Raw genomic sequence first — 23,101 nt, 5'->3', positions numbered from 1 at the left:
GTCTTCACTCCCTCCCCCTCTGGGGTAGGGCTGGGGTGGGGGCCGCGCGCCACCAACTGCCCCATCAACCGCCGAGCCAACCCCAAAGCCTCCCGGTCGTCCTCCGCCAGGTACTCCCCCAGCCCCGACACCGAGGTATGCATCTCCGCCCCACCCAGCTCCTCTTCCGTCGCCACCTCCCCGGTCGCCGCCATCAACAACGGCGGCCCCGCGAGAAACGCACGCGAACGCCCGCGCACCATGATCACGATGTCGCTCAAGCCCGGCATGTACGCGCCACCCGCCGTGCCCGACCCGTGCTGCACGGTGATCACTGGAATGCCCGCCGCCGACAGCCGCGCGAGGTTGCGAAACAGCGCGCCGCCCTGCACAAAACCTTCGACCTTGTACTTGGTGAGGTTCGCACCCGCGCTCTCCACCAGGTGCACGAAGGGCAGTTGGTTCTCCAGCGCGATCTCCTGCGCGCGCAAGATCTTCTCCAGCCCGCGCGCCTGGATCGCGCCGGCGTCGATGCCCGAATCGCTCGCCACCACCATGCAGCGCACGCCCGCAATGAAGCCCATGCCCGCCACCACACCGCCACCAGGCACCGACTTCTCGGCGTCGTGCGTGTCCTGCAGATACCCCGCCAGTGAGCACAGCGGCACGTAGGGCGCGCCCGGGTCCAGCAGCAAGGCCACGCGCTCGCGCGGCAGCAACTGGCCTCGCTTGTCGAACACGGGTTTCGATTTCGCCGAGGTCAATGCGGCGCGGGCTTCGAGCGCGCGCAGTTGGTCGATGCGCTCGAGCATGGCGTCGCGCCGCTGCTGGGCTTGCGGGCTCTGGGGGTTGAACGAAGACTCAAACATCCTGGAACACCTTGGGCACCACATACCGGTGGAATCCCTCAAACGGTTTGACCGCGTCGCGCCCCTGCGCGTCCAGCGGCGCGGACACTTGCCCCCAGCCCATGCGCACCTGCGGGCGCGCGCCGTCCACGCGCAACACGCTGCCGCTGATGAAACTGGCCGCGGGTGACAACAGGAACACGATGGCGGCGGACGTTTCGGCCTCGTTGCCGAAGCGCCCGGCCGGCACCGTCTCGCGCATCTCGCGCAACATCGGGCCGGCCTCCTCGGGGTAGTGGTCCATGCCACTCGATGCGATGTAGCCCGGCGCCACGGCGTTCACGCGCACACCGCTGCGCGCCCATTCCAGCGCCGCCGTTTCGGTGAAGTTCACCATGCCCGCGCGCGCCGCGCCGCTGTGGCCCATGCCGGGCATCGAACCCCACATGTCGGCCACGATGTTGACGATGGCGCCGCCCCGCTCCTGCATGCTCTGCACATAACACTCGCGCGCCACGAGGAAGCCGCCGGTGAGGTTGGTGTCGAGCACCGCCTGCCAACCCTTGGCGCTGATGTTCTCCAGCGGCGTGATGTACTGGCCGCCGGCGTTGTTCACCAGCGCGTCGACACGCCCATGCGCGCCGACAATGGCGGTCACCACGGTGCGCACCGTCTCTTCCTGGCGGATGTCGCAGGCATGAAAACTCGCGCGCCCGCCATCGGCCACGATCTCGCCCGCCGTGTCCTGCAACTTGGCCAGGCTGCGGCCGATCAGCACCACGTGCGCGCCCAGGCTGGCCAGCTCGTGCGCGGTGCAGCGGCCAATGCCCGAGCCGCCACCGGTGACCACGACCACGCGGCCGCTGAAGAGGCCCGGCGCGAAGGCCGAGCGGTAGTGGGCGGATGTCATGTCGGTTCCTTCAGAAACAGTTGCAGCGCCGAGGTGGTGAGCTCGTCCAGCGAAGCACGCGCCCGCGCCTTGGCGCTGCGCCCCGACGGCGGCACGTACCACTGCGCCGACCAGTTGAGCGCACCAAAGATCATCAGCCGCGCCAACACCGGGTCGCTGCCGAGCGCGCCCTGTTGGTGCAGCGCCTCCAGCTCGGGCGACCAGTCGGCCTCGTAGCGGTCTTTCAAGTGGTTGATCTCGCTGCGTTGCGCGGGCTTGAGCGAACGCCATTCGTACAGCATCACCGGGATGAAGTCGCTGTCGGGGCCGAGCAGCACGTCGAAATGGTTGCGCACCAGCGCGTGCAGGCGCTCCTGTGCAGGAGCCGTCGCGGGCAACGCGGCCAGCGCCGCCTGCTGGCGCTGCAACGCGCCCTGCATGCCCTCGAGCATCACGGCACCCAGCAGCGCCTGCTTGCTTTCGAAGTGGTAGAACGGCGAGCCCGATTGCATGCCCACGGCGGCGGCGATGTCGCGCGTGCTGGTGGCGGAAAAGCCCTTGTGCCGGAAGAGCCGCGCCGCGCCGTTGATCAGCTCCTGGCGGCGGTTGCCGTCGTCGCGTTCATCGGCGGTCTTGCGCGGGCGGCCACGCGCCCGGCGCGGTGCGTCGGTGGCCTGCGGTGCGTTGCTGTCCAGCGTCATGGACGCAGACCTTAGCAGCGCCTTTGAATTTCAGCAAGCAGTTGCTTTGTAAAAATAAACCACCGGCGGCCCGGTCAGGCTCGGGGCAGTGGCACCCCGGGGTCTGGCCGCACCGCCTGCGCCTCCTCGAGGATGCGCTCCAGCAGCAAGGGGATCTCGAACAGCGCCCGGTTCTCGATCCGGCGCACGCGTTCGCGGTAGCCCTCCAGGTCGGCCAGCAACTCGGTCACGGCTGTGTCGATGCGGCGAAAGCTGCGTGCCACGATGCCCAGGCCGTTGTCGCGCACCCAGTGCGCGTTGTAGCGCTCCTGCGGCATGGTCCAGGCGTTGTCGACCACGATCACCGGCAGGCCCATCTGCACCGCTTCGCTGAGGCTGCCGGGCCCGGGCTTGCCGATGAAGAAGTCGGCCAGTTGCATGGTGCGCGGCACCTCGCTGCAGAAGCCCAGCACCAGCCGCGGCGCGCCGCGTGGCAGCGCCTCCAGCCGCGCGGCCAAGGCTTTGTTGTGGCCGCAGACCAGGATCAGCTGCGTCGTCTCGGCCAGGCGCTCGGCAATGCCCAGCATGGCCTTGGAGCCGTGGCCACCGAACATCACGATGCCGGTGGGCCGCGAAGGATCGAGCCCGAGACGCCGCCGCGCCTGCGCGCGGTCCGGCACCGGGGGCTGGTAGAACTCGGGCCGGATGACCATGCCCGAGGTGGCGTGCACGCGTTCGAGCGTGTGGCCCAGCGCCAGTGCCTGCCCGACCGCGCGCGGTGTGCCGCAAATGAAGTGCTGGCGCTGGTCGCGCTCGATCCAGAACTGCGGTGGCACGTCGGCCAGGTCGGTGAGCACGGTGGCGTAGGGCACGCCGGGCAGCGCAGAGGCCAGGCTCTGGAACATCGCGCGGTTGAAGTTGGGCACCAGCGAGACCACCAGGTCGGGCTCGGTGCGCAGCCAGTGCTGCTGCAAGGCACGCAGCAGCATGGGATGTCCCAGGCGGATCAGGCCTTGCAGCAGCTTGAGTTCCTGCGCCATGCCGATGGTCCAGCCGCGCGCCAGGCGCTTGTTGTACCAGTCCTCCGGCGCGCTGCCCGTCACCTTTTTGAACTTGCCCTGCGGGTCCAGCACCTCGAACAGGTTGACCAGGCGCACCTGCCAGCCGGGCTGCCGCTCGCGCAGCACCGCCTGCAACGCCAGCGCCGAGGCGCGGTGGCCACCACCCGCGTTGAAGTAGATCAGGTCGACCGTTCGCATGCGCCGATTGGAGGCGCGCGATGTGTCAGGCGTGTGGCAACGGGCCGATCAGCCCAGGGTGAACGACTCGTTGATCGCGCTCTTCACCCCGCCACCCATCTGGGGGCCGCCGCCGGCCACGATGATCTCGTCGCCCACCACCACGGCACCCATGCCGTGGCGCGGCGTGATCATCGGCGCGTGCGACACCCAGCGGTCGGCCACCGGGTCCCAGGCCTCGTTCTGGCCGAACACGCGGTTGGTGCCCTCGCCGCCCATCACGAACACCTGGCCCCGGTAGACCACGCAGCCGTGGCCGCTGCGCGGTGTGGGCATGGGCGTGCGCGCCACCCAGCGGTCGGCCTGCGCGTCGTAGCTGTGGTGCAGGCTGCTGTTGGTGTGGAACGAATCGACGCGGCCGCCGATGACATGGATGGACGGGCCCACGACGACGATGCCGATGTGGTCGCGCGCCGTCGGCAAGGGCTGGCGCTTCTCGTAGCGGTCGCTCGCGGGGTCGTAGACGATGTGCCAGTCGATCGAGCGCCGCCAGTCGCTGCCGATCGCCCCACCGATGAGGTGCACGCGTTGGCCCAGCGCCACGCAGGCCATGGCGCCACAGGCCTCGGGCAGGCGGCGGATGCGCGCCCAGCGCGCGCCATCAAAGCGGAACGCTTCGTCGTGCGGCGTACGGTTCTGTTCGATGAAACCACCGAACGCATACAGGTGGTCGCCCAGCGTGGCCACGCCGACGTGGTTGGCGCCGCGCGGCAGTTGCGGCAGCTCTTCCCAGCGGTCGGTCACCGGATCGTAGGCGTGGTGGTAGGGCTTGTCCACGCGCTGCTCGGCATAGCCGCCCACCAGGTGCACGCGGTTGCGGTACGCCGCCGCCCAGGCCATCTCGGTGCGCGGGATCGGCAGGGGCGCGCGGGGCCGCCACACACCGGCGCGCGCGGCGCGCGGCGCCGGGCTGTCGCTCACCGCCTGCTGCGCGTGGATCTCGGGCAGGTCCATGCGCCCGGGCTGGTTCAGGCGTTCGAACTGGCCGCTGTGGTGGCCATGGTGCGGCTGCTGCGCGCGCACGAGTGCCGGTGCGGCGCAGGCCGCGGCAGCGGCGATCAGGTGACGACGGCTCAGGGTCATGGCGCGATCTCCAGTGGGGACAGGCAGCGGTGGCTACCAATGTACCCAACACCCCGCGCGGCGCAAAGCCATGGCGCCGGCCCTCAAAGGACCGGGATGCCGCCAAACACAAAGCTGTCCATCGACAACACGCCATGCGTGATGCCGCCATCGATCACCTCGGCGCTCGCACCCTCGCCCGCCGCGCCGGCCGCCACCAGCAGCGGCAGGAAGTGCTCGGTGGTCGGGTGGGCGCGCTGCGCATGCGGGGCGTCGTCCAGCGTGCGCCGCACGCGCGCGCTGTCGCCCTGGCGCACGGCCTCGCGCACCCACGCGGTGAACTCGGTGGCGTAGGCCGCGTCGTCGCCATGCCCGCTGCGGAACTCGTAGAGGTTGTGGGTGAGGCTGCCCGAGCCGATCACCAGCACGCCTTCGTCGCGCAGCGGCGCAAGGGCTTGCCCGAACGCCCAGGCGCCTTGCGCATCCAGGCCCGCGGGCAGCGACACCTGGAACACCGGCACGTCGGCGTCCGAGTACAGGTACAACAGCGGCACCCAGGCGCCGTGGTCCAGGCCGCGGTTGTCATCGCCCTGTGCGGCCCAGCCGGCCGCCTTCAAGATGTCCAGCGTGCGTTGTGCGAGGGCGGGTTGGCCTGCCACCGGGTACGCGATCTCGTACAGCGGCTGCGGAAAGCCGCCGAAGTCATGGATGGTGGCGGGCAGCGCGGAGAGGCCCACGCGGGCACCGCGCGTCATCCAGTGGGGCGATACGATCAGCACCGCCTTGGGGGTGGGAAGGGCGCGCCCGAGCGCCTTCAACTTCGGGCCGGCGAGGCCGGGTTCCAGCGCGAAGGTGGGTGCGCCGTGGGAAATAAAAAGCGTGGGCAAGCGGCTCATGGGGTTCTCCTGTCGTGGTGTCTGTCGTGGATCTCGTCGTGTTGATGGCAACTTTAAAAGTTCCAATTCATGAGATAAACAGGCTCCAATGAGACAAACTGTTCCTGATCGAGAGACAAATGGACCGATTTGAAGCCATGCGCGTGTTCGTGGCGGTGGTCGACGCGGGCAGCTTCGTCGCCGCGGCCGATGCCTTGCCCATGTCCAAGGCCGCGGTGTCGCGCCACGTGGCGGAGCTGGAATCGCACCTGGGCGTGCGGCTGCTCAACCGCACCACGCGGCGGCTTTCGCTCACGCCCGAGGGCGAGGTCTTTCACGTGCGCTGCAAGGACGTGCTGTCCACGGTGGAGGACGCCGAGGCGGAAATCACCTCGCGCAGCGGCGAGGCCGCTGGGCTGCTGCGCGTCAACGCGCCGGTCACCTTCGGCATGCTGCACCTGGCGCCGCTGTGGATGGAATTCATGGCCAGCCACCCCCGCCTTACGCTGGACGTGACCCTGTCGGACCGCGTGGTCGATCTCGTGGAAGAAGGTTTCGACATGGCCGTGCGCATCGCGAGCCTGCCCGACTCCAGCCTGGTGAGCCGCCAGATCGCCCGCACGCGCATGGTGTTGTGTGCATCGCCCACCTACCTGCGCCGGCACGGCACGCCCCGGCACCCATCCGAACTGGCGCAGCACCAGGTGGTCAGCTACAGCCTGTTCTCCATGGGCGAGAACTGGGTGTTCACGGGCCCCGAGGGGCCGGTCACGGTGAAGGTGTCACCCCGGCTGCGCAGCAACAACGGCGACACCTGCCGCCTCGCGGCCCTGCGCCACCAGGCCATCGTGCTGCAGCCCTCGTTCCTGGTGGGCCCCGATCTCCAGGCGGGCACCCTGGTGGAGCTGATGCCGGCGTTCCAGTCCATCGAGCTCGGCGTATACGTGGTCTATCCGTCGCGCAAGTTCATGCCACCCAAGGTGCGCCTGTTGATCGACTTCCTCGTCGAGGCCTTCCGCATGCAGGCCTGGCCCACGCAACAGCGCGTGACAAGGAAGCGGCGCAACGGCGCCGGGTAAGTCAGGCCGCCAGGCGGAACACCGACACCGCCGCCGACAGCTGGCGCGCCTGCTCCTTGAGGCTTTCGGCCGCGGCCGAGGTCTGCTCCACCAAGGCGGCGTTCTGTTGTGTCATGTGATCGAGCTGCGTCACCGCCACGTTGATCTGCGTCACGCCATCGGCCTGCTCGGTGCTCGACGCCATGATCTCGCTCACGATGCTGCTCACGCGCTTGGCGTTGTCCACCACCTCGGCAATGGTGCCGCCCGCCTCCTGCACCAGGCGCGTACCGCCGGCCACCTGCTGGTTGGAGTCTTCGATCAGCTGCTTGATTTCCTTGGCGGCCTGCGCGCTGCGCTGCGCCAGGTTGCGCACCTCGCCCGCCACCACCGCGAAGCCGCGGCCCTGCTCACCGGCGCGGGCCGCTTCCACCGCGGCGTTGAGCGCGAGGATGTTGGTCTGGAACGCGATGCCATCGATCACGCCAATGATTTCGCCGATGCGACCCGAGGACTTGCTGATGTCGCCCATGGTCTGCACCACCTGGCCCACCACGTCACCGCCGCGGCGCGCCACGTCGGCCGACTCACCAGCGAGCTGGTTGGCCTGGCGCGCGGAGTTGCTGGACTGCTGCACGGTAGCCGTCATCTGTTCCATGCTGGCCGCCGTTTCTTCCAGGTTGCTGGCGGCCTGCTCGGTGCGCGACGACAGGTCCAGCGAGCCCTTGGCCACCTCTTCGCTGGCGGTCGCGATCTGGTCGGACGCGCTGCGCACCGTGCCCAGCACCTCACGCAGGCGCGCTGCCATGCTGTCGAGCGAGCGCAGCACGCGCTGCGGTTCGCTGTTGCCCTTGGCGTCCAGGTGCAGCGACATGTCGCCCGCGGCCATCTTCTCGACCGCCTGCAGGGCGGCCTGGCTGCTGCCCACCAGACCGCGTGTGATGGCGAAGCCCAGCCACACCAGCAGCACCAGCGCGCCGGCGCCCAGTGCGGCCACCCAGCCGATGGCGCTGCGCGTGCCAGCCAGCAGGCCTTCGTGGTCTTCCTGCGCCACGGCCGACTCGTAGGTCAGCAGGGCGTCGACCGCTTTTTCCAGCTTCGCCAGCAAGGGGCGGCACTGCTCGATGATCATGGTCGCAGCCTGTTGCGATGCACCTTCGGCGGCCACACCGGTGATCTTCAACGCCACCGGGCCGTACTCGGTTTCGGCGGCGACCACGGCGGCCACCAGGCGGCGGCCCTCGGCGGGCGCGTTGGCGGTCAGGGTTTCGAGCTCCTTCACCGCGGCCTGCGTGGCCTCGTGTGCCTGTTTGATCTTGGCCAACTCCACGTCGCGAACGACCGGATCGGCGGCAAGCACCAGGTTGCGAGCGGCAATGGCGCGCGCGCTCACCGCCTTCATGAGATCGTTGCCCGCACGCTGCTGCGGCACATTGACGTCGTTGCTGGTGGTGGCGATCGACGCGCTGCGCACCAGAGCCCAGGCCCCTACACCGGCGACAGACACCAGGAACAACGCGGCGACCGCCAGCAACAAGGTCAGCTGGGTGCGGATGGGCTTTTGAGAAAGTTCAAGCATGGTAGGAACCTCTGTGAGCAAGCATTGATGAAGGGACCATCCGTTTCATCGGCCAACCATGCCCGGACTTAAGTCGGATATAGCCGCCCAAACCCCCCTTTTCAAGGCAACTGCCCTACCAGAGCACAGGCCGCCGCGATCAGCGCGGCGGCCGTGCGCACGTGGTTCCAGCGCGACCACTCGCGCAGGTATACCGGCCAGTACGCCTGCGCCTGCGACGACGCGGGCAAGAGGCCGGCCAGCCGGTTGTTGCGCGGCACGTTGAAGGCCATGGTGACGCCGAAGGTGCCCAACAGGTAGAAGAGGCCAGCGGCCAGCACCCACAGCGCGCGCCACTCGGTGCGAATCATCACCGCCGCAACCACGCAGGCCGCCGCCAGCAGCGCCGTGCCCATGAACGCACCGAGAAACAGCGGGTTGATGACCACCATGTTGATGCGCTGCATGGCGGCCGCGCCGGCCTCGCTCGGCAACTGGCCCAGCGCCTTCATCACGAAACTGGAGAAGGCGAAGAACACGCCGCCCACGAGGGCCGCGCCGAGGCAGGTCAGGAGCAGGAGTTGGGTCAGCATGGAGGCGGCCTTTCAAACCAGGGTGATGGACGTGAAGCGCAGATGGTGCATGGCCTCGCGCAAGATCACAAGGTAAGCCGCCAGGCCGGTGTGCGACGGCCACGATGACGAAGCGAGCGGCCGCCCCATGGACAGCGCGGCGAGGTGGTTGAACACGTGTTCCACGTCGTCGAGCGACAGCGCGTCGGCCGCACCGGCCACCTGCTCACGGACCAGGGCGTGCAGCACGCGCGCGGCGGCATCGCTGGTCTGCAGTTGTGTACCCGGCGGCAGTTGCCGCAGCAGCGGCATCACCGCATCCTCCACGTGTTCGATGGCGCGTTCGATCTCCAAAGGCGTGGGGGGCTCGTGCCGCAACGGGCCGCCGCCATCCACCGCCTGCGTGCCGATGGGCAGCACCCAGTGCGCCGGCCCCGACTCGATGCGCGTTTCGCGCTCGCCGATGCGCAGGCGGGTGCGCCCCGCCGCGGCCGGCGCGTCAGCGCCCGTTGCCATGCCGGTCCCTGATCGGCTGCGCCTGCCGCGCGGAGATGCGCTCGGCAACCACCACGGCCTGCTGCGCGATCGAACGCAGCAGGCCGCCCGGTTGTCGCACGTCGAAGCCGACGAAGTGCAGGCCTTCGAGCGCGCCTTCCCCGTTCACCGCCTGGGGCATGCCGCGCTCGTCCAGCGGCAGCGCCGTGAAGGGGAACAGCTCGCTCAACGCGGCTTCGTAGCCGGTGGCGAGCAGCACGGTGTCGAACGGATGCTCGCGGCCATCGGTGAAGCGCACGCCGCCGGACGTGAGGGCTTGAATGCCAGGGTAGACAGGAATCTCGCCGCGTTGGATGCGCGCCACGGTGCCGACATCGATCATCGGCGTCTTGCCCTGCTCGCGCAGCTGCCGCAGCGGCGAGATCGGCGCCGTGCGCAGGCCGTAGCGACCCAGATCGCCCACGGTCAGGTTGCGCAGCAGCGTGGCCAACCCATTCCCCAGCGCCGGCGGCAGCTTGCCCAGCAGGATGCTGGAGAGCTGCGTCGGCCGGCCCAGCACGTCGCGGCGCACGATGTTGACCGGCGAACGCACCGAGAGCGCGGTGCGCACGCCCTGCTCGGTCAGGTCGAGCGCGATTTCCGCACCGGTGTTGCCGATGCCCACCACCAGCACGCGCTGGCCGGCGAAGGGCGCGGCGTTGCGGTAGCTGCGGCTGTGCAGCACGCGCCCTTGAAAACGGTCCTGCCCCGGCAGCGTCGGCACGAGCGGGCGGCGGTTCGCACCCGTGGCCACCACCACGTGGTTGGCCGAGATGTGCCGCCCGCCCGCAAGCACGACCTGCCAGGGCGCGCCCGCCAAACCCGGCCGCGGTTCGATGGCCCGCACATGGGCGCCCAGCTCGGGATGGATGCCGAAGCGGCGCGCGTAGGCGCTCAGGTAGTCCACCACGCCCTGGCGCGGCACGTAGCGCGGCGCGCTGTCGGGGAACGGCATGCCGGGCAGCGCGGAATGCGATTTGACGGTGTGCAGGTGTAGGCGCTCGTAGTGGTGGCGCCAGGAGGACGCCACGTCCTGCGCCCGTTCGAACACCAGCGGGCTGTGCCCGCGCTGCACCAGGCTGGCCGCCGTCGCCAGGCCCGCCGGCCCGGCGCCGACGACGACGATGTCGGCCTCGGTGTCGGGGTCGAGCGGGGCATGGTTGGAGCCACGGAAGGGCTCGGGACTCAAGGGGGGAGAAAGCGCGTCGTGTTCCATGGCAGCGGGCGGCGTTGTTGCCCAGTGTGGCCCTGGCTCGCACGTCGCGCCATGAGGGCTTTCACCCGGCCGCCGAAGCAGCACGGCATCGACATCGCTCGCCCCGTCGATGCGCTCGCCGTCGGTCTGCCACCTGGGACCGCCCGGAACCCATGGCGCGCACGTGTTACGAAAAACGCGTGGCACCCTCATGCCTCCAGGCGGAGATCACGAGCGCCGCGCGAGATACCCGCACCCCAACCACCAGAGGATCACGCCATGGCCCAACCCAGCGCGCCCACCCGATCGCCGAAGCCGACCCCCACACCCACCAGCGCCCAGAACGTTGCCATCCCCTGGAAGACCCTGGGGGCGGGCAAGGGCAGCAAACCATTGAGCCAGACAGCGCCCACGCCCACCACGGGGTCGACCCAGTTCTTCGCGGTGGTCGATGCGAAAGCGTTCAGCAGCGGCCTTGGCCGGGCCTTGAACACCACCAGCCAATCGCACCGCGACACACTGGCGAACGAACTGAGCAAGCCCGGTGGGCCCGATATGGCCCTGGTCCGGCACTGTCTGCGGGGTCTGGTCGCCGAGAACACGGCGCGCTGCAACGGCAAGACGCCTGACGCCTTGCACATCTACATGGGATTTGGCGATGTGAGCAACGAGGACCGCCGCGATTTTCTGAAAGTGCTGCGCGCACTGGGCAACGCGGCCGCGGCGTTGAAAGGGCAACTGGGTGACCCGCAGTGCGAGGAAATGCTGGGCTGGATCACCGATCACTGGGAGAGCTACGAGCAGATCCACACACAGAAAAAAACCGACCCTTCCGATGCGAAGGACTACCGCAAGTCCATGCTGCGAATGGAGGCATCGCTGCCTGAGGGAGCTGCATCGGAGTCGGACGACGAACCCGTCGCGCCACTCAAGGCGTCGAAGCCCCTCCCGCGCGTGGGTGCAGGCACCAGCCAACAAAGCACCTACTCGGTCAAGTCCCGCGAGGAAATCAGCACCGCCAGCGAAGCGCAGGAACTCCAATCCCCCAGGCGTCACAAAACCACCGACGCGGGGTCCACCGCCTCCACGTCCACCCAGGCCACCACGGCCCACAAGGCTGTCATCACCAACACCTCCACCCGCACGGCGACGACGACCAACACATTGGGGGTCACGAACACCATGGGAATGGGCCCCAGAAAACTGAAATCTCCTCTGGAGCTTGCGACCCAGGAGGCAGAGAGTCGCCAGGCCCAAGAGGATCTCAAGGACCCTGCCGAGATTCTGCGGCGAGCCAAAGCGCGCGACGCACTGTTCGCGGCCCTGGAGGCGGAGGACTTCCCGGCCGTCACATCACTTCTGAACCAGCTGCCTTCCATCACATCCTTCCATAAATACTTTCCCAAGCCGTCTCCGGATCGGTCTTATGAAAAACTCCACGCAACGGCAATGCGCTACGCACAGGCCCACTCGGGCCAGCCGCTGGAATCATTCCTCAGGCTCTGCGGGCAGCGCGCAAAGGCATACAGGATTGTGCAAAAGCAAATGGAACTTCATCCGGACATGCTGGCGCTGTACAAGCCCGAGGTGTATGCGGTCTGCAACGCGCTGGCCACAACATCCGAAGAGCATGTGCAGGCGAACACCAAGGCACTTGAGCAGCTCATCAAGGCGGCCATGAAGCTGCCCAACCTGAAGGAACTGCTGGCACAGCAGCCCTTTGCAAGCCTCAAAACGCTGGAGCATCAATGCTTGCTGCTCGAGCAACACACCAAGGGAAAAACCGTGAGGGCCTTTCACCAGATCGCACAAGAGGCGCGCGCCGTTCAGATGAGAGCATCGTCTGAGCTCCGCAACGAACTCCTGAAAGACACCCTCAACGAAGCCAAGTTGAAACCCCTTGTGAGAAAGGAAATCGCACGGCAGTTCGCCGACTCGCCGGCCGACTACGTGAGCGAAGGCGCCACCTGGATACAGGTCGAAGCCATCTTCGAAAGCGTCAAGACGCTGCACAAACGCGCGGTCAATGCCTCGGAAGATGGCAGCAGCTGGGAAATCAGAATGCTCGCTCACCTTGTATGGAGGGTTGAAACCACGCTGAAAAAGATCCGACCCCAGAACGACGACGACTATTGAACCATCGCGCACGCGAAACGGGGCACCGCACACGATGCGCCGCACCCCTTCCCTTTCCATGCTCAAAAGGCTCAATCCATGTCAAAACCCATTGTCGGCACCCCTTCCACGCCCCAACCCATCGCAAACCAACCCGCGTTCACAGACACCGGCATACCACTGGATCCGGTCGCCGCGGGCACGGGCGGCAAACAACTCAGCCGGTCGATCACGACCAACACCAACACCAGCCAGACCAGCTTCATCGCAGTGATCGACGCCAGGATTCTGAACACCCGCCTGGGCAGGTGGTCGAACCTCAACACCGAGGCGAACCGCAACGCACTGGCGCAGGCATTGCGCAGCACCGGACTGATCGATGTCGCTCATGTCAAGAGGTGCCTGCAGGCGCTGGTCAGTGAGAACAAGGCCCACTGCAAAAGCGCAAGCCCCGACGCTCTGCACCTCTACATGGGTTTCGGCGAAGTGAGCCCGGAAAACCGAAGCAAGGTGTCGGCCCTGGCGTGGCGTCTGCGGGAAAACGCCGGACTTTTGATGCCCCTCCTGAAAGATGCCGAATGCGAGCAGATGCTGGGTTGGATCAGCGACAACTGGGCGTCCTACGAACTCCTCCACAAACCGGAGAGTCCCGCCTCCCCGGACGCGGGTGCGTCCCGCAAGCGAATGTTGCCGTCGAGTCCATCGCACACCGAACACAGCACCGCCAGCAAAGACCTGCAGTCGACAGACTCGAAGGCACCTGCCGACATCCTGCAACGGGCCACGTTGCGCGACAAGTTGTTCACGGCGCTCGTGAACGAACGGCCCACACTCGCTCAAACGGTGCTGCGCGATGTGCCTTCAACGGTCCCTCTGAACGCGTACTTTCCCGAGGCAGTGCCGGACAACTTCAATGAAAAAGTCTGGGCAATGGCGCAGCGCTACAGCTTGCAAGGCAGCGCTGCGCTGCAAACCTACGTCACGCAGTGCCACCGGCTCGCGGCGTGGCACCGCTGGGTGGATGGCAACGTTGTGCAACACGCGGACGCACAGGCGCTGTTCACACCGGAACTGCGTGGCGTCTGCAACGTCCTGAGGAGCACGCATGAAAAACTGCTGGGCAAAAAAGCCCTGGACATCGAGCAGATGATGCAGGCGGTCCTGAAAGATCCACGCCTTGTGGAGAAACTGGCACAACAGCCCTTCACCAGCATCCGGACGATGCTGGACAAATGCGAGGTCCTCGGGCCGCACATCGACGCCACCGTTCTGAAGCGGTTCCGCAACGCCCTGGAGCAGGCACAGGCCCTTCAGAGCCGCGCCACCGATGCGTTGCGCAGCGAACTTCTGAGCGACACCTTCGACACGAGCCGGTTGAAGCTGCTGGTGTTGGTGGCGTTCGCCCGGCAGGTGACCACCTTGCCCGCCGACGACTTGAGCGCGAACACCACGCCGGAGCAAAAAAACAAGATCCACTGGCGACTCAACACATTGCTGCAACTCGCGCTGCTGGATATCCCCGACGACGGTGACAACTTCTACACCACGGTGCTGAGACGTCTGGGCAACGACGTGAAAAGCGTCATCAACCAGAACGAAGAGGCCATTGAAGAGATGGAGATGCGGTTCGCCGAAGACCTGGATCCGTCGTCCGACGATCTTTGATTCTTTAAAAGCACGGTGCCCGCAGGCTCCCGTCCTTCGGATGGATGGAACCCTTTGCGTGCCCGTGCTCCACACGTGGAAGCCCAGCTCAAGGCGACGCTCAAAACGCGCGGGGAATGACGCACTCCGGCCAGGCGCTCATTCGCGCAATGCAGCGGCCCGTTCCATCAGAAACAACTTCTCGCGCTCATTGCCGGCCAGTTCGGCCGCGCGTTCGAACTCGGCGCGTGCCTCCTCGCGGCGGTCCAGCTTGGCCAGCAGGTCGCCGCGCACGCTGGGCAGCCAGTGGTACTGGCGCAGCGCCTTGTTCTTCATCAGCGCGTCCACCAGCACCAGACCGGCGGCGGGGCCGGCGTGCATGGACACCGCCACGGCGCGGTTGAGTTCCACCACCGGTGACGGCGCCACGCGCAGCAAGTCGCCATACAGCGCCGCGATGCGCGCCCAGTCGGTGGCGTCGGCGCGCGCAGCGCGCGCGTGGCACGCGGCGATGGCGGCCTGCAGGTGGTAAGGGCCGGGTTCGGTGGTGAGCAGGTCGGCGCGGTCCAGCCCGGCCAGGCCGCGGCGGATCAACAGGTGGTCCCACCGGCCACGGTCCTGGTCGGCGAGCAAGACGGGCTTGCCTTCGGCATCGGTGCGCGCCGCGGTGCGCGAGGCCTGGATCTCCATCAGCGCCAGCAGGCCATGCACCTCGGGCTGCTGCGGCGCAATGCCGGCGAGCATGCGGCCCAGGCGCAGGGCTTCGTTGCACAGGTCGGGGCGCATCCAGTCGCCGCCGCTGGTGGCCGTGTAACCCTCGTTGAACACGAGGTACACCACTTCGAGCACCGAGGCCAGCCGCTCGCCCAGCGCGTCGCCGCGTGGCACTTCGAACGGCACACCAGCGTCGCTGAGCGTGCGCTTGGCGCGCACGATGCGCTGCGCGATGGTGGCTTCGGGCACCAGAAAAGCGCGCGCGATTTCGTGCGTGGTGAGGCCGCCGAGCAGCTTGAGCGTGAGGGCCACGCGCGCGTCTGTCGACAGCACCGGGTGGCAGGCGGTGAAGACCAGGCGCAGCAGGTCGTCGCCGATGTCGTCCTGGCGGGCTTCGTCGAGCGCGTCGACGAAGTCGGGCACGTGGGTGGTGCCCAGCGCTTCCATGTCGGCGGCGATGCCGTCGTGCTTCTCCTCGGCCATCTGGCGGTGGCGCAGGTGGTCGAGCGCGCGGCGTTTGGCGGTGGTCATGAGCCAGGCCGCGGGGTTGTCGGGCACGCCGTCCTGCGGCCAGTGTTCCAGCGCGGCCACCAGCGCGTCCTGCGCGAGTTCTTCGGCCACGCCCACGTCGCGCACCACGCGCGCCACGCTCGCGGTGATGCGCGCGGACTCGATACGCCAGACGGTGGCGATGGCCTGGTGGACACTGGAATGCATGGGCTGGAATTTACATCTGCGCGGGCGCGGCGCTCATGTCCATCCAGCAAAGTTCCCACTGGTGGCCGTCGAGGTCGGCAAAGCCGTGCTGGTACATGAAGCCGTGGTCCTGCGGCGCGTTGGGCGTGGTGGCGCCGGCGGCCACCGCCTTGGCCGCCAGCTCGTCCACCTCGGCCCGGCTGTCGCACGAGAGCGCGATCAGCACCTCGGTAGCTTTCTTCGCGTCGGCAATCGGCAGCTTGGTGAAGCCCTGGAAGAAGGGCTCGACGAGCAGCATGGCGTAAATGTCCTCGGTGATGACGAGGCAGGCACCCTGTTCGTTGGTGAATTGCGGGTTGAAGTCCAGGCCCAGGGCGCGGAAGAAGGCTTGCGAACGGGCCATGTCCTTGATGGGCAGGTTGACGAAGATCTGTTTGAAACCCATGGTGATTCCTTTCAAGTGGGGTGGACGTGGGAGGAAAAGCGGTCAGGACGCGGGGGGCTTTTCCGCCAGCGCTTTCAGGTTGGCCAGGCCGGCCTCGAAGTCTCGGCCGATCATCTGGTCCATGTTCATGAACACACCGATCAACCGGGCGATGAAGGGACTCGGGCCGTCCATGGCCCAGGTCACGCGGGTCGCGCCGCCTTCTGGCACCAGACTGAACGTGACGACGTTGCTGCCCGCGAAGGGCTCGAACATGTCAAGCCGCATGACCACGTTCGAGGGCGCGCTGGTGGCGGTGACGCTGATGCGGCCTTTGCCCACGTCCTTGTTGCCCTCGAAGTCATAGACCGCGCCCGGGCCGGCGCTGGCACCGCTGTAGCGGCCCTGCATCTGCGGGTCCTTGCGGTTGTAGGGGTTCCAGGTGTTGAACCGCTGCAGGTCGTTGATGAGCGGGTGCAACCGCTCGGGCGGCGCCTGGATGGTGGTGGAGCGTTCGACATGAAACGCGTCGGGCCGGGTGGCGGCATAGATCAGCAGCACGGCGATGACCGCACCGATCAACAGGGCAAGGGTCTTGATCATGGTGTGTGTCCTTTTCCCATCAGCCCTTGGGCTGCATGGCGTCGATTTTCTTGAAATCCTCCAGCGGCTGGCTGGGCGGGAAGTCCTCCATTTCGTAGAGCTGGCGCAATTCGACGACCGCGGCCTTGCCTTTGCCGGCCGGGTTGGGAAAGCGGCGGCTCCATTCCAGGGCCTCTTCGCGAGAACGCACCTGGATCAGCGTGTAGCCGGCGATGAGTTCCTTGGTTTCGGCAAACGGCCCGTCGGTGATGCGCTTGCCGCCGTCGACGCCATAGTGCACGCGCCAGCCCTTGCGGCTGGGGTGCAGCCCGGAGCCGTCGAGCAGCACGCCGGCCTGCGCCAGTTCTTCGTGGTAGCGGACCATCTCAGCCATCACGTCCAGGTCGGGCGCGGGCGTGGTCTCGGCTTCAAACTCGTCGCAGGACTTGACGATGATCATGAATCGCATGGTGTTCTCCTCAGGGATGCTCAGGGGTGGTCGAAAGCGTCCTGCAGGGCCGCGATGTCGAGCTTGCCCATGGACAGGAGGGCGAGCGTGACGCTCTGGCGGCGCGCCGCGTCGGGGTGCTGCAGCATCGGCATGAGTTGCTCGGGAACGATCTGCCAGGACAGGCCATAGCGGTCCTGCAACCAGCCGCAGCGCTCCTGCTCGGGCGCGGCCGAGAGCTGCTTCCAGTAGTGGTTCACTTCGTCCTGGCTCTTGCAGCGCACCACCAGTGACACGGCGGGCGAGAACTGGAAGTGCGGACCGCCGTTGAGCGCGGTGTGCGGCTGGCCGTCCAACTCGAAGTCGATCGTGAGAACCGTGCCTTCGGGCAGCTGCGCGCCCGGTCCATAGCGGGTGACCGCGCCGATGCGCGAGTTGGGAAACACCGACACATAGAAGCGCGCGGCTTCTTCGGCCTGCTGGTCGAACCAGAGACAGGGCTGGATGCGGAATGGGGTGGCCGTCATGAAAAACTCCTGTTGAAGAACCGGGAACACCCGACATCGGGTGGCTTCAACATCACGACGAACCAGGCGGGCGGTTTTCGACCGGCGCCCGCATTTTTTTCGGTTTTTTTCTTAACCCCGGCTGTCGTCGTAACAAGGGCCCAAGGCCCGCACTTCCACGGTGGCCCATTCGGCGGCCGGGCATTCGTGGGCAATGGCCACGGCCTCGGCCATGCTGGCGCAGTCGAGCAGGAAGAAGCCGCCGATCATTTCCTTGGCTTCGGCGAACGGGCCATCGACCACCTGGGCCTGGCCGCCACGCGTCTGCACCCGCGCGGCCGTCGACTGGGAAGCAAGCGACTCGGCCGCCAGCAGCTTGCCACGCGTCTGAAGCGATTCACCGAAGCGCTGCATGCGGGCGTACACCTCGCGGCCTTCGGCTTCGGTGCGGGTGCTGCGCTGCCCGGCCGGTTCCAGAATCAAAAGCATGTGGGACATGGACAAGCGCCTTTCGATGGTCATCACAAACGAGCGGAAGGCCGCATGCTACCTGCTTGACCTCGGGGCTCAATCCACCACAATGGCATTCCCATGAGCGCAACCGATTTCGAAAGCTTTCGCCTGCAGTCCCTGATGGAGGGGTACGACGAGGTGCTCGAACGCCAATGGGCGCCTCGCACCCTGCTGGACATGCACACCCATCCGTTCGCGGCCAGGTCCGTGGTGACCCAGGGCGAAATGTGGCTCACCGTGGGCGACCTCACACGCCAACTCCGCCCGGGTGACAGCTTCGAGGTGGAGCGCGGTGTGCCGCACGCGGAACGGTATGGCGCGCAAGGCGCGGTGTGCTGGGTGGCGCGGCGGCACGGTTGAGGCGCGGCGGCGCCTGCAGGCTCAGCCCGCCGGCTCCAGCAACACATACAAGCCCATCACCGGCTTGAGCTGGTCTTCGCGCAGCGGCGCCTGCCAGGTCTGGCGCACGCGAAAGCCCTGGGCCTGCGCGAGTTGCTCCACATAGCCGGGCGTGTGGGCGTAGCGCAGGCTGGTGCGCAGCTGCAGGCCGGGTTCGCCGCTGGCGAGTTCGACCGAGAAGGCAAAGCAGCCGCCGGGCTTGAGGCGCTGGCGCACGGCGGCGAACACCGCGTCGAGGGCGCCCACGTAAATGAACACGTCGGCCGCGATGACGAGGTCGACCGGTTCGGTGTGCGCCTGCAGAAAGCCCAGCAGATCGCCGTGCACGACCTGGCGGTACGCACCACTGGCGCGCGCCTGTTCGACCATGGCCTGTGCGAGGTCCACACCGTCCACCGCTTCGGCCTGCGGGCGGATGAGCTGGCCGCACAGGCCGGTGCCGCAACCGAGATCGAGCACCAGCCCGTAGCGCTCACCCGTGCCAAGCACGGGCGCGAGCAGCGTGCGGTGGGCCTGGTATTTCAGGTGCTCGAGCAGATGGGACTGGAAGTCGTCGGCGTAGTCATCGAACAGCGCTTCCACATACCCGCGCGGCGGCTCGGGCGGGACCGCTGGCTCGCCACGCACCGACGCCAGGTAAAAGCGGTGCAGCGTCTCTTCACCGCCGTGCGCAAGGGCCTGTTCGAAACAGCGCGCGGCTTCGGCGTTGCGCCCCATCTCGCGCAACAGGTTGCCGCGCTGGCTCCAGGCCTCGACCAGGGTGGGTTCGAGCGCCAGCGCGCGGTCGAGCGCGTCCAGCGCTTCGGCGGGCTGCTCCAGGTGCAGCAGGCACATGGCGAGCGAGAGCCACAGCTGGGCCGTGGACACGCCCAGGCGAAGGCCTTGCCGCAGCGCCTGCACCGCGTCGGTCCACTGCGACAGCGCCTCGTGCGAGAGCCCGAGCGCCACCCAGGCGTCGCGGTTCGTCGGGTCGGCCTGGGTGGCCTGCCGCAGCGTGGCCACGGCGTCGGCCCACTGGCCCAGGCGGCACTGCGTCACGCCCAGGTTGGCCAGGATGGAGGGGCGCCCGGGCACCAGCGCGAGCGCGGCCTGGTAGCGCTGGAGGGCGTCTTCCAGCTGGTGGGCTTCGAAGAGGGCGTTGCCTTCGAAAAACAGGGCCTTGGCTTGTTCGGTGGGATCGGTCGGGTTCATGCAACGGTTCAAGGGTCAATGCAGGCGGATGGAGGTGTCGAAACTCCAGGTGCGGCGGATTTCGACGACGTCGAACTCGCGCGCCAGGGCGGGTGAAAACGCCGGGTAGTTGGCCTGGCTGCGCACGATCTCGCGAATGGCTTCGTCGATCTCGGACACACCGCTGGGCACCACGAACCGCACCGATTCGACCGTGCCGTCGGCCCGGATGGACACGGTCACCACCGGGTTCTGGTGCCGCTGTTTCGCGGCTTCGCGCACCAGTTCGAAGGTCATGTTCTGCTGGACCTTGCGGGCAAAGGTCTGGGCGTAACGCACGAGTTCTTCGCTGGCATCGGTGTAGCCAAAGATGCGGCCCCGACGCAGGGTCTGCCAGTACTGCGGCGTGTCGCGCGCGGCCGCCGCGGCCTCGGCCTCCCGGCGCCGATCGGCCTCTTCGTTCAGTTGCCGCCCGATCGCGCGCAGGCGTTCTTCGCGCACGGCTTCGTAGGCCAGGCGCTCGGCTTCGCGCCGGTCCGCCTCGGTACCGGCCGCGTTGGGCCGAACGGCCTCCGAGGTGCCGGCCTGAGGTGCGCCGGCTTGTGGTGCTCCGGCCTGTAGCGCACCTTCCCGACGCGCTGCTTCGGCGCGGCCCGAGGCGGCTTGTTGATCGGCGGCTTGTTGCGCCGCGGCCTGGCGCTCGCCCTCCTGGCGTGCGGCGTCGGCGCGCGCAGCTGCGGCCTGCCGTTCGCCGTCCTGACGCACCGCTTCGGCACGTTCGGCCGCGGCGGCCTGCTGTGCCGCTGCTTGCCGTTCGGCTTCCTGCGCCGCCTGCTGCGCTGCGGCCTGTTGCGCTGCCGCTTGACGCTCGGCCTCCTGGCGCGCCGCTTCCGCGCGCACCGCCTCCAGCCGTTCCGCGGCTTGCCTCGCGGCTTCCAGCTGCGCTGCGGCCAGACGCTCAACCTCCAGTTGCACCGCCTCGGCACGTGCTGCTTGCTGTTGTGCGGCGGCCTGGCGCTGGGCCTCCAGTCGCGTGGCTTCGGCACGCGCAGCTTCCAGTCGTTCCGCGGCTTGCCGGGCCGCTTCCTGTTGTGCCACGGCCTGTTGCACGGCAGCTTGGCGCTCGGCCTCCAGCCGTGCGGCTTCGGCACGCGCGGCTTCCAGTTGTGCCGCGGTCTGTTGCACCGCAGCCTGGCGTTCAGCCTCCAGCCGGGCCGCTTCGGCACGCGCAGCTTCCTGTTGCGCCGCGGCTTGTCGGGCAGCTGTCTGTTGCGTGGCGGCCTGCTGCTCGGCCTCCAACCGCGCCGCTTCCTGCCGCGCCGTGGCTTGGCGTTCGGCTTCCTGTTGTGCTTGCGCTTTCTGCGCCGCCGCCTGGCGCTCGAGTTCCGCCCGGCGCATGTCTGCCTGTGCGGCTTCGCGACGCGCGGCTTCCTGCAACTCGGCCTCCTGTTGCGCGGCGGCGCGCTGCGCGGCCCCCTGGCGCTCGACTTCCAGCCGCGCGATCTCGGCGCGCGCGGCCTGCGCCGCTTGCTGGGCCGCGTTCTCGCGCTCGGCCTCGATGGCCTGAGCCGCCGCCAGCCGCTGCGCATCCTCCAGGCGCTGTTCGGCCGCCCGCCGGGCTGCTTGTTGCGCGGCCTGCGCCGCAGCCTGTCTCGCCTGCTCGGCCTCTCGTTGCACGGCCTGCTCCGCCGCCCGTTGCGCCGCTTGCAGGGCCAGTGTCTCTCGCAGCAACCGCTCGGCGGCTTGCGCCTGCTGGTCCCGCCGGATCTGTTCCATGGCTGCTTCGGAAGGCGGCAGGGGCGCCGCCACGTTCGGGGCGATAGGCGCGGCAGCGGCAGCGAAGGTCTCTGGCGCGGGCGCGGGTGTCGGCACAGGCACGGGAGGCGCGACGCGTTTTCTGACCACCGACGGGACGGGCGCCACGGCCGGCGGTGCCTTCACCGTGGCCACGGGTGGTGCGGCAGGCGCTTCGCGCACGGTCGCGGCCGGTGGAGGCGGCTTGCTGGCCCGGTTCGCGGCAGGCGCCGCAGAAGCCCTTGGCGCCGCCGATGGCGGCCCTGCCCTGCCGCCACCCGCCGTCGGCTGGGCGCGTGCGGATGGGGGCGTTGGCGCCGGCGGTGCACCGGCCGGCTCGGCGGCCGCGATCGGCGCGGGCTGCAGCACCACGTTCAGTGCGGGCAACGCGGGCAACTCGCCGCGCCGCTCCTGCCAAGGCCACGAAAAGCCCGGCACGCCGCTGCCTTGCCCGCTCAGCACCAGGCTCATCAGCAGCGCATGGAACGCCGCCGAGAAGAGCAGCGCCCACGACAGGCGCCTGCGTTCGGGGTCCATCGGCGGGACCCGCTGCGACCACGGGGCGACACGGGTGGCGCTCACAGGGCCATCCCGCCGCGCACGCCACTGGCCACTAGCGTCCGGTATTCCGACGGCGTATTGCCCACGCAGCGGCTGAAGAATTTGCTGAAGTAGGCCGCGTCGTCGTAGCCGAGTTGCTGCGCCACCTCGGTGACGGGCATCGACGAGTACGCCAGCAAGCGACGCGCTTCCAGCATCAGGCGTTCGTGCAGGATGTGCAGCGCCGATTGTTTCGTGGCGCCACGGCAGGTGCGGCTGAGGTGGTCGGGCGTGACGCCGAGCGTGTCGGCATAGAACGACAAGGGCTGGTGCTCGCGGTAGTGCTGCTCCACCAGCGCGCGGTAGCGCTGCAGCAGCGCGTCGCGCGCGCCCTGCCCGCGTTCGCGGCGGAAGTGCTCGCCGCGGTGCCGCAGAAACTGCACCGCCAGCAGCGTGGCGCAGGCGAGCAAGGCGTGCACGCGGCCCGGGCTCTGGGTGCGGAACTCGCGCTCGACCTGGGCAAACAGCTGTCGGCTCTCGACCATGCCTTGCCCCTCGATGTCCGGCAGCACGCACGAGGTGGCGAGCTCGGTGTCGGCGAGGTTCGAGCCGCCCAGCAGTTGCCGCAGCGTCGCGGTGGGCACGGTGACCTGATGGCCCACCGTGTCGGGCGTGTAGGTGAAACCATGCACCGAACCGGGCGCGAGCATCAGCAGCACCGGCGCTTGGGCCTCGAATTCGCGCCCGTCGATGGTGCCGCGCACGCCGCCTTGCTCAAGCATCTGGAACTGGTGCAAACCCTCATGGCGGTGCGCCGGAATCGTCCAGTCCATCTCCGCACCCCGCACGGCGACGGATTCGTAGTGCAGGCAGTCGTCCGGCTGATCGTGGCGAACTTCGCGGAAGGGAACCAAAAGCAGCGGAGAGGCGTTCATGGAGAGCGATTGTCATCGGATGCCGGAAAACTACAAGGGTCGGGCCGAATCGTCCATCGCTTTGTGCGCGGTG

At 68.0% G+C, this 23,101-nt stretch carries 23 protein-coding genes; 4 read left to right on the top strand and 19 right to left on the bottom strand.

The genetic code is table 11. The features are described 5' to 3' along the window. The 6 genes from FFS09_RS17755 to FFS09_RS17730 form a co-directional block, all read right to left on the bottom strand. A partial coding sequence (locus tag FFS09_RS17755) for a carboxyl transferase domain-containing protein (protein WP_289509311.1) occupies positions 1–848 on the bottom strand: 848 nt, incomplete at its 3' end. Next, positions 841–1,737 (bottom strand): SDR family oxidoreductase, encoded by an 897-nt coding sequence (locus tag FFS09_RS17750; RefSeq protein ID WP_137920227.1) that lies wholly within the window; start codon positions 1,735–1,737, stop codon positions 841–843. The genes FFS09_RS17750 and FFS09_RS17755, both read right to left, overlap by 8 nt. Then, the gene (locus FFS09_RS17745) at positions 1,734–2,417 is read right to left on the bottom strand and encodes a TetR/AcrR family transcriptional regulator (protein ID WP_137920226.1); all 684 of its coding nucleotides are present in this window, start codon (positions 2,415–2,417) and stop codon (positions 1,734–1,736) included. The genes FFS09_RS17750 and FFS09_RS17745 overlap by 4 nt, the downstream gene beginning before the upstream one ends. A 74-nt stretch (positions 2,418–2,491) precedes the next feature. Continuing rightward, positions 2,492–3,655 carry a glycosyltransferase gene (locus tag FFS09_RS17740; protein ID WP_137920225.1) on the bottom strand — a complete coding sequence of 388 codons (1,164 nt, stop codon included), beginning with the start codon at positions 3,653–3,655 and terminating at the stop codon, positions 2,492–2,494. Between the two features lie 48 nt (positions 3,656–3,703). Continuing rightward, positions 3,704–4,777 (bottom strand): Kelch repeat-containing protein, encoded by a 1,074-nt coding sequence (locus tag FFS09_RS17735; RefSeq protein ID WP_137920224.1) that lies wholly within the window; start codon positions 4,775–4,777, stop codon positions 3,704–3,706. A gap of 83 nt (positions 4,778–4,860) precedes the next feature. Beyond that, a complete protein-coding gene (locus FFS09_RS17730; protein WP_137920223.1) occupies positions 4,861–5,652 on the bottom strand; it encodes a dioxygenase family protein in 792 nt (263 codons plus the stop codon). 119 nt (positions 5,653–5,771) lie between these two features. Here FFS09_RS17730 and FFS09_RS17725 point away from each other — a divergent pair, with 119 nt between their 5' ends. Next, positions 5,772–6,710: a LysR family transcriptional regulator gene (locus FFS09_RS17725; protein WP_137920222.1), complete on the top strand. Its 939-nt coding sequence runs from the start codon at positions 5,772–5,774 to the stop codon at positions 6,708–6,710. Position 6,711: 1 nt separating this feature from the next. Here FFS09_RS17725 and FFS09_RS17720 read toward each other — a convergent pair whose 3' ends face one another. The 4 genes from FFS09_RS17720 to FFS09_RS17705 all read right to left on the bottom strand — a co-directional run bounded on the left by FFS09_RS17720 (position 6,712) and on the right by FFS09_RS17705 (position 10,569). Next, positions 6,712–8,268, bottom strand: coding sequence for a methyl-accepting chemotaxis protein (locus tag FFS09_RS17720; RefSeq protein ID WP_137920221.1), 1,557 nt, complete (start codon positions 8,266–8,268; stop codon positions 6,712–6,714). Between the two features lie 101 nt (positions 8,269–8,369). Then, positions 8,370–8,840 (bottom strand): anthrone oxygenase family protein, encoded by a 471-nt coding sequence (locus tag FFS09_RS17715; RefSeq protein ID WP_137920220.1) that lies wholly within the window; start codon positions 8,838–8,840, stop codon positions 8,370–8,372. Positions 8,841–8,852: 12 nt separating this feature from the next. Beyond that, positions 8,853–9,335: a hypothetical protein gene (locus tag FFS09_RS17710; RefSeq protein ID WP_137920219.1), complete on the bottom strand. Its 483-nt coding sequence runs from the start codon at positions 9,333–9,335 to the stop codon at positions 8,853–8,855. Then, complete coding sequence (locus FFS09_RS17705) at positions 9,319–10,569, bottom strand: flavin-containing monooxygenase (protein WP_171020085.1); 1,251 nt, start codon at positions 10,567–10,569, stop codon at positions 9,319–9,321. The genes FFS09_RS17710 and FFS09_RS17705 overlap by 17 nt, the downstream gene beginning before the upstream one ends. Positions 10,570–10,827: 258 nt before the next feature. Here FFS09_RS17705 and FFS09_RS17700 point away from each other — a divergent pair, with 258 nt between their 5' ends. Both FFS09_RS17700 and FFS09_RS17695 read left to right on the top strand, forming a co-directional pair. Continuing rightward, the gene (locus tag FFS09_RS17700) at positions 10,828–12,684 is read left to right on the top strand and encodes a hypothetical protein (RefSeq protein WP_137920217.1); all 1,857 of its coding nucleotides are present in this window, start codon (positions 10,828–10,830) and stop codon (positions 12,682–12,684) included. A gap of 78 nt (positions 12,685–12,762) precedes the next feature. Then, the gene (locus FFS09_RS17695) at positions 12,763–14,328 is read left to right on the top strand and encodes a hypothetical protein (protein ID WP_137920216.1); all 1,566 of its coding nucleotides are present in this window, start codon (positions 12,763–12,765) and stop codon (positions 14,326–14,328) included. A gap of 138 nt (positions 14,329–14,466) precedes the next feature. Here the strand turns inward: FFS09_RS17695 and FFS09_RS17690 are convergent, their stop codons facing one another. The 6 genes from FFS09_RS17690 to FFS09_RS17665 form a co-directional block, all read right to left on the bottom strand. After that, positions 14,467–15,738: an RNA polymerase sigma factor gene (locus tag FFS09_RS17690; protein ID WP_137920215.1), complete on the bottom strand. Its 1,272-nt coding sequence runs from the start codon at positions 15,736–15,738 to the stop codon at positions 14,467–14,469. A 10-nt stretch (positions 15,739–15,748) separates the two neighbouring features. Then, positions 15,749–16,162: a VOC family protein gene (locus tag FFS09_RS17685; RefSeq protein WP_137920214.1), complete on the bottom strand. Its 414-nt coding sequence runs from the start codon at positions 16,160–16,162 to the stop codon at positions 15,749–15,751. Positions 16,163–16,204: 42 nt separating this feature from the next. Further along, a complete protein-coding gene (locus tag FFS09_RS17680) occupies positions 16,205–16,744 on the bottom strand; it encodes an SRPBCC family protein (RefSeq protein ID WP_137920213.1) in 540 nt (179 codons plus the stop codon). Between the two features lie 19 nt (positions 16,745–16,763). After that, positions 16,764–17,192: a YciI family protein gene (locus tag FFS09_RS17675; protein ID WP_137920212.1), complete on the bottom strand. Its 429-nt coding sequence runs from the start codon at positions 17,190–17,192 to the stop codon at positions 16,764–16,766. A gap of 20 nt (positions 17,193–17,212) precedes the next feature. Further along, complete coding sequence (locus tag FFS09_RS17670; RefSeq protein ID WP_137920211.1) at positions 17,213–17,698, bottom strand: VOC family protein; 486 nt, start codon at positions 17,696–17,698, stop codon at positions 17,213–17,215. Positions 17,699–17,809: 111 nt separating this feature from the next. Further along, positions 17,810–18,175 carry a YciI family protein gene (locus tag FFS09_RS17665; RefSeq protein WP_137920210.1) on the bottom strand — a complete coding sequence of 122 codons (366 nt, stop codon included), beginning with the start codon at positions 18,173–18,175 and terminating at the stop codon, positions 17,810–17,812. A gap of 93 nt (positions 18,176–18,268) precedes the next feature. Here FFS09_RS17665 and FFS09_RS17660 point away from each other — a divergent pair, with 93 nt between their 5' ends. Further along, positions 18,269–18,550 (top strand): cupin domain-containing protein, encoded by a 282-nt coding sequence (locus FFS09_RS17660; protein WP_137920209.1) that lies wholly within the window; start codon positions 18,269–18,271, stop codon positions 18,548–18,550. Between the two features lie 21 nt (positions 18,551–18,571). Here FFS09_RS17660 and FFS09_RS17655 read toward each other — a convergent pair whose 3' ends face one another. Genes FFS09_RS17655 through FFS09_RS17645 form a run of 3 tightly spaced genes read right to left on the bottom strand, consistent with a single transcriptional unit; the run spans position 18,572 to position 23,028 of the window. Beyond that, entirely contained in the window at positions 18,572–19,780 is a 1,209-nt protein-coding gene (locus FFS09_RS17655; RefSeq protein ID WP_137920208.1) for a tetratricopeptide repeat protein, read from the bottom strand. 15 nt (positions 19,781–19,795) lie between these two features. After that, positions 19,796–22,135 carry a TonB C-terminal domain-containing protein gene (locus FFS09_RS17650; RefSeq protein ID WP_137920207.1) on the bottom strand — a complete coding sequence of 780 codons (2,340 nt, stop codon included), beginning with the start codon at positions 22,133–22,135 and terminating at the stop codon, positions 19,796–19,798. After that, positions 22,132–23,028: an AraC family transcriptional regulator gene (locus tag FFS09_RS17645; RefSeq protein ID WP_137920206.1), complete on the bottom strand. Its 897-nt coding sequence runs from the start codon at positions 23,026–23,028 to the stop codon at positions 22,132–22,134. The genes FFS09_RS17650 and FFS09_RS17645 overlap by 4 nt, the downstream gene beginning before the upstream one ends. Between the last annotated feature and the right edge of the window lie 73 nt (positions 23,029–23,101).

Source organism: Hydrogenophaga sp. 2FB, from assembly GCF_005503365.1.
In the GTDB taxonomy this organism is placed as follows: domain Bacteria; phylum Pseudomonadota; class Gammaproteobacteria; order Burkholderiales; family Burkholderiaceae_C; genus Hydrogenophaga.
Note: the sequence above shows the minus strand (reverse complement) of the source record. Positions and strands in the feature narration are given on the sequence as shown.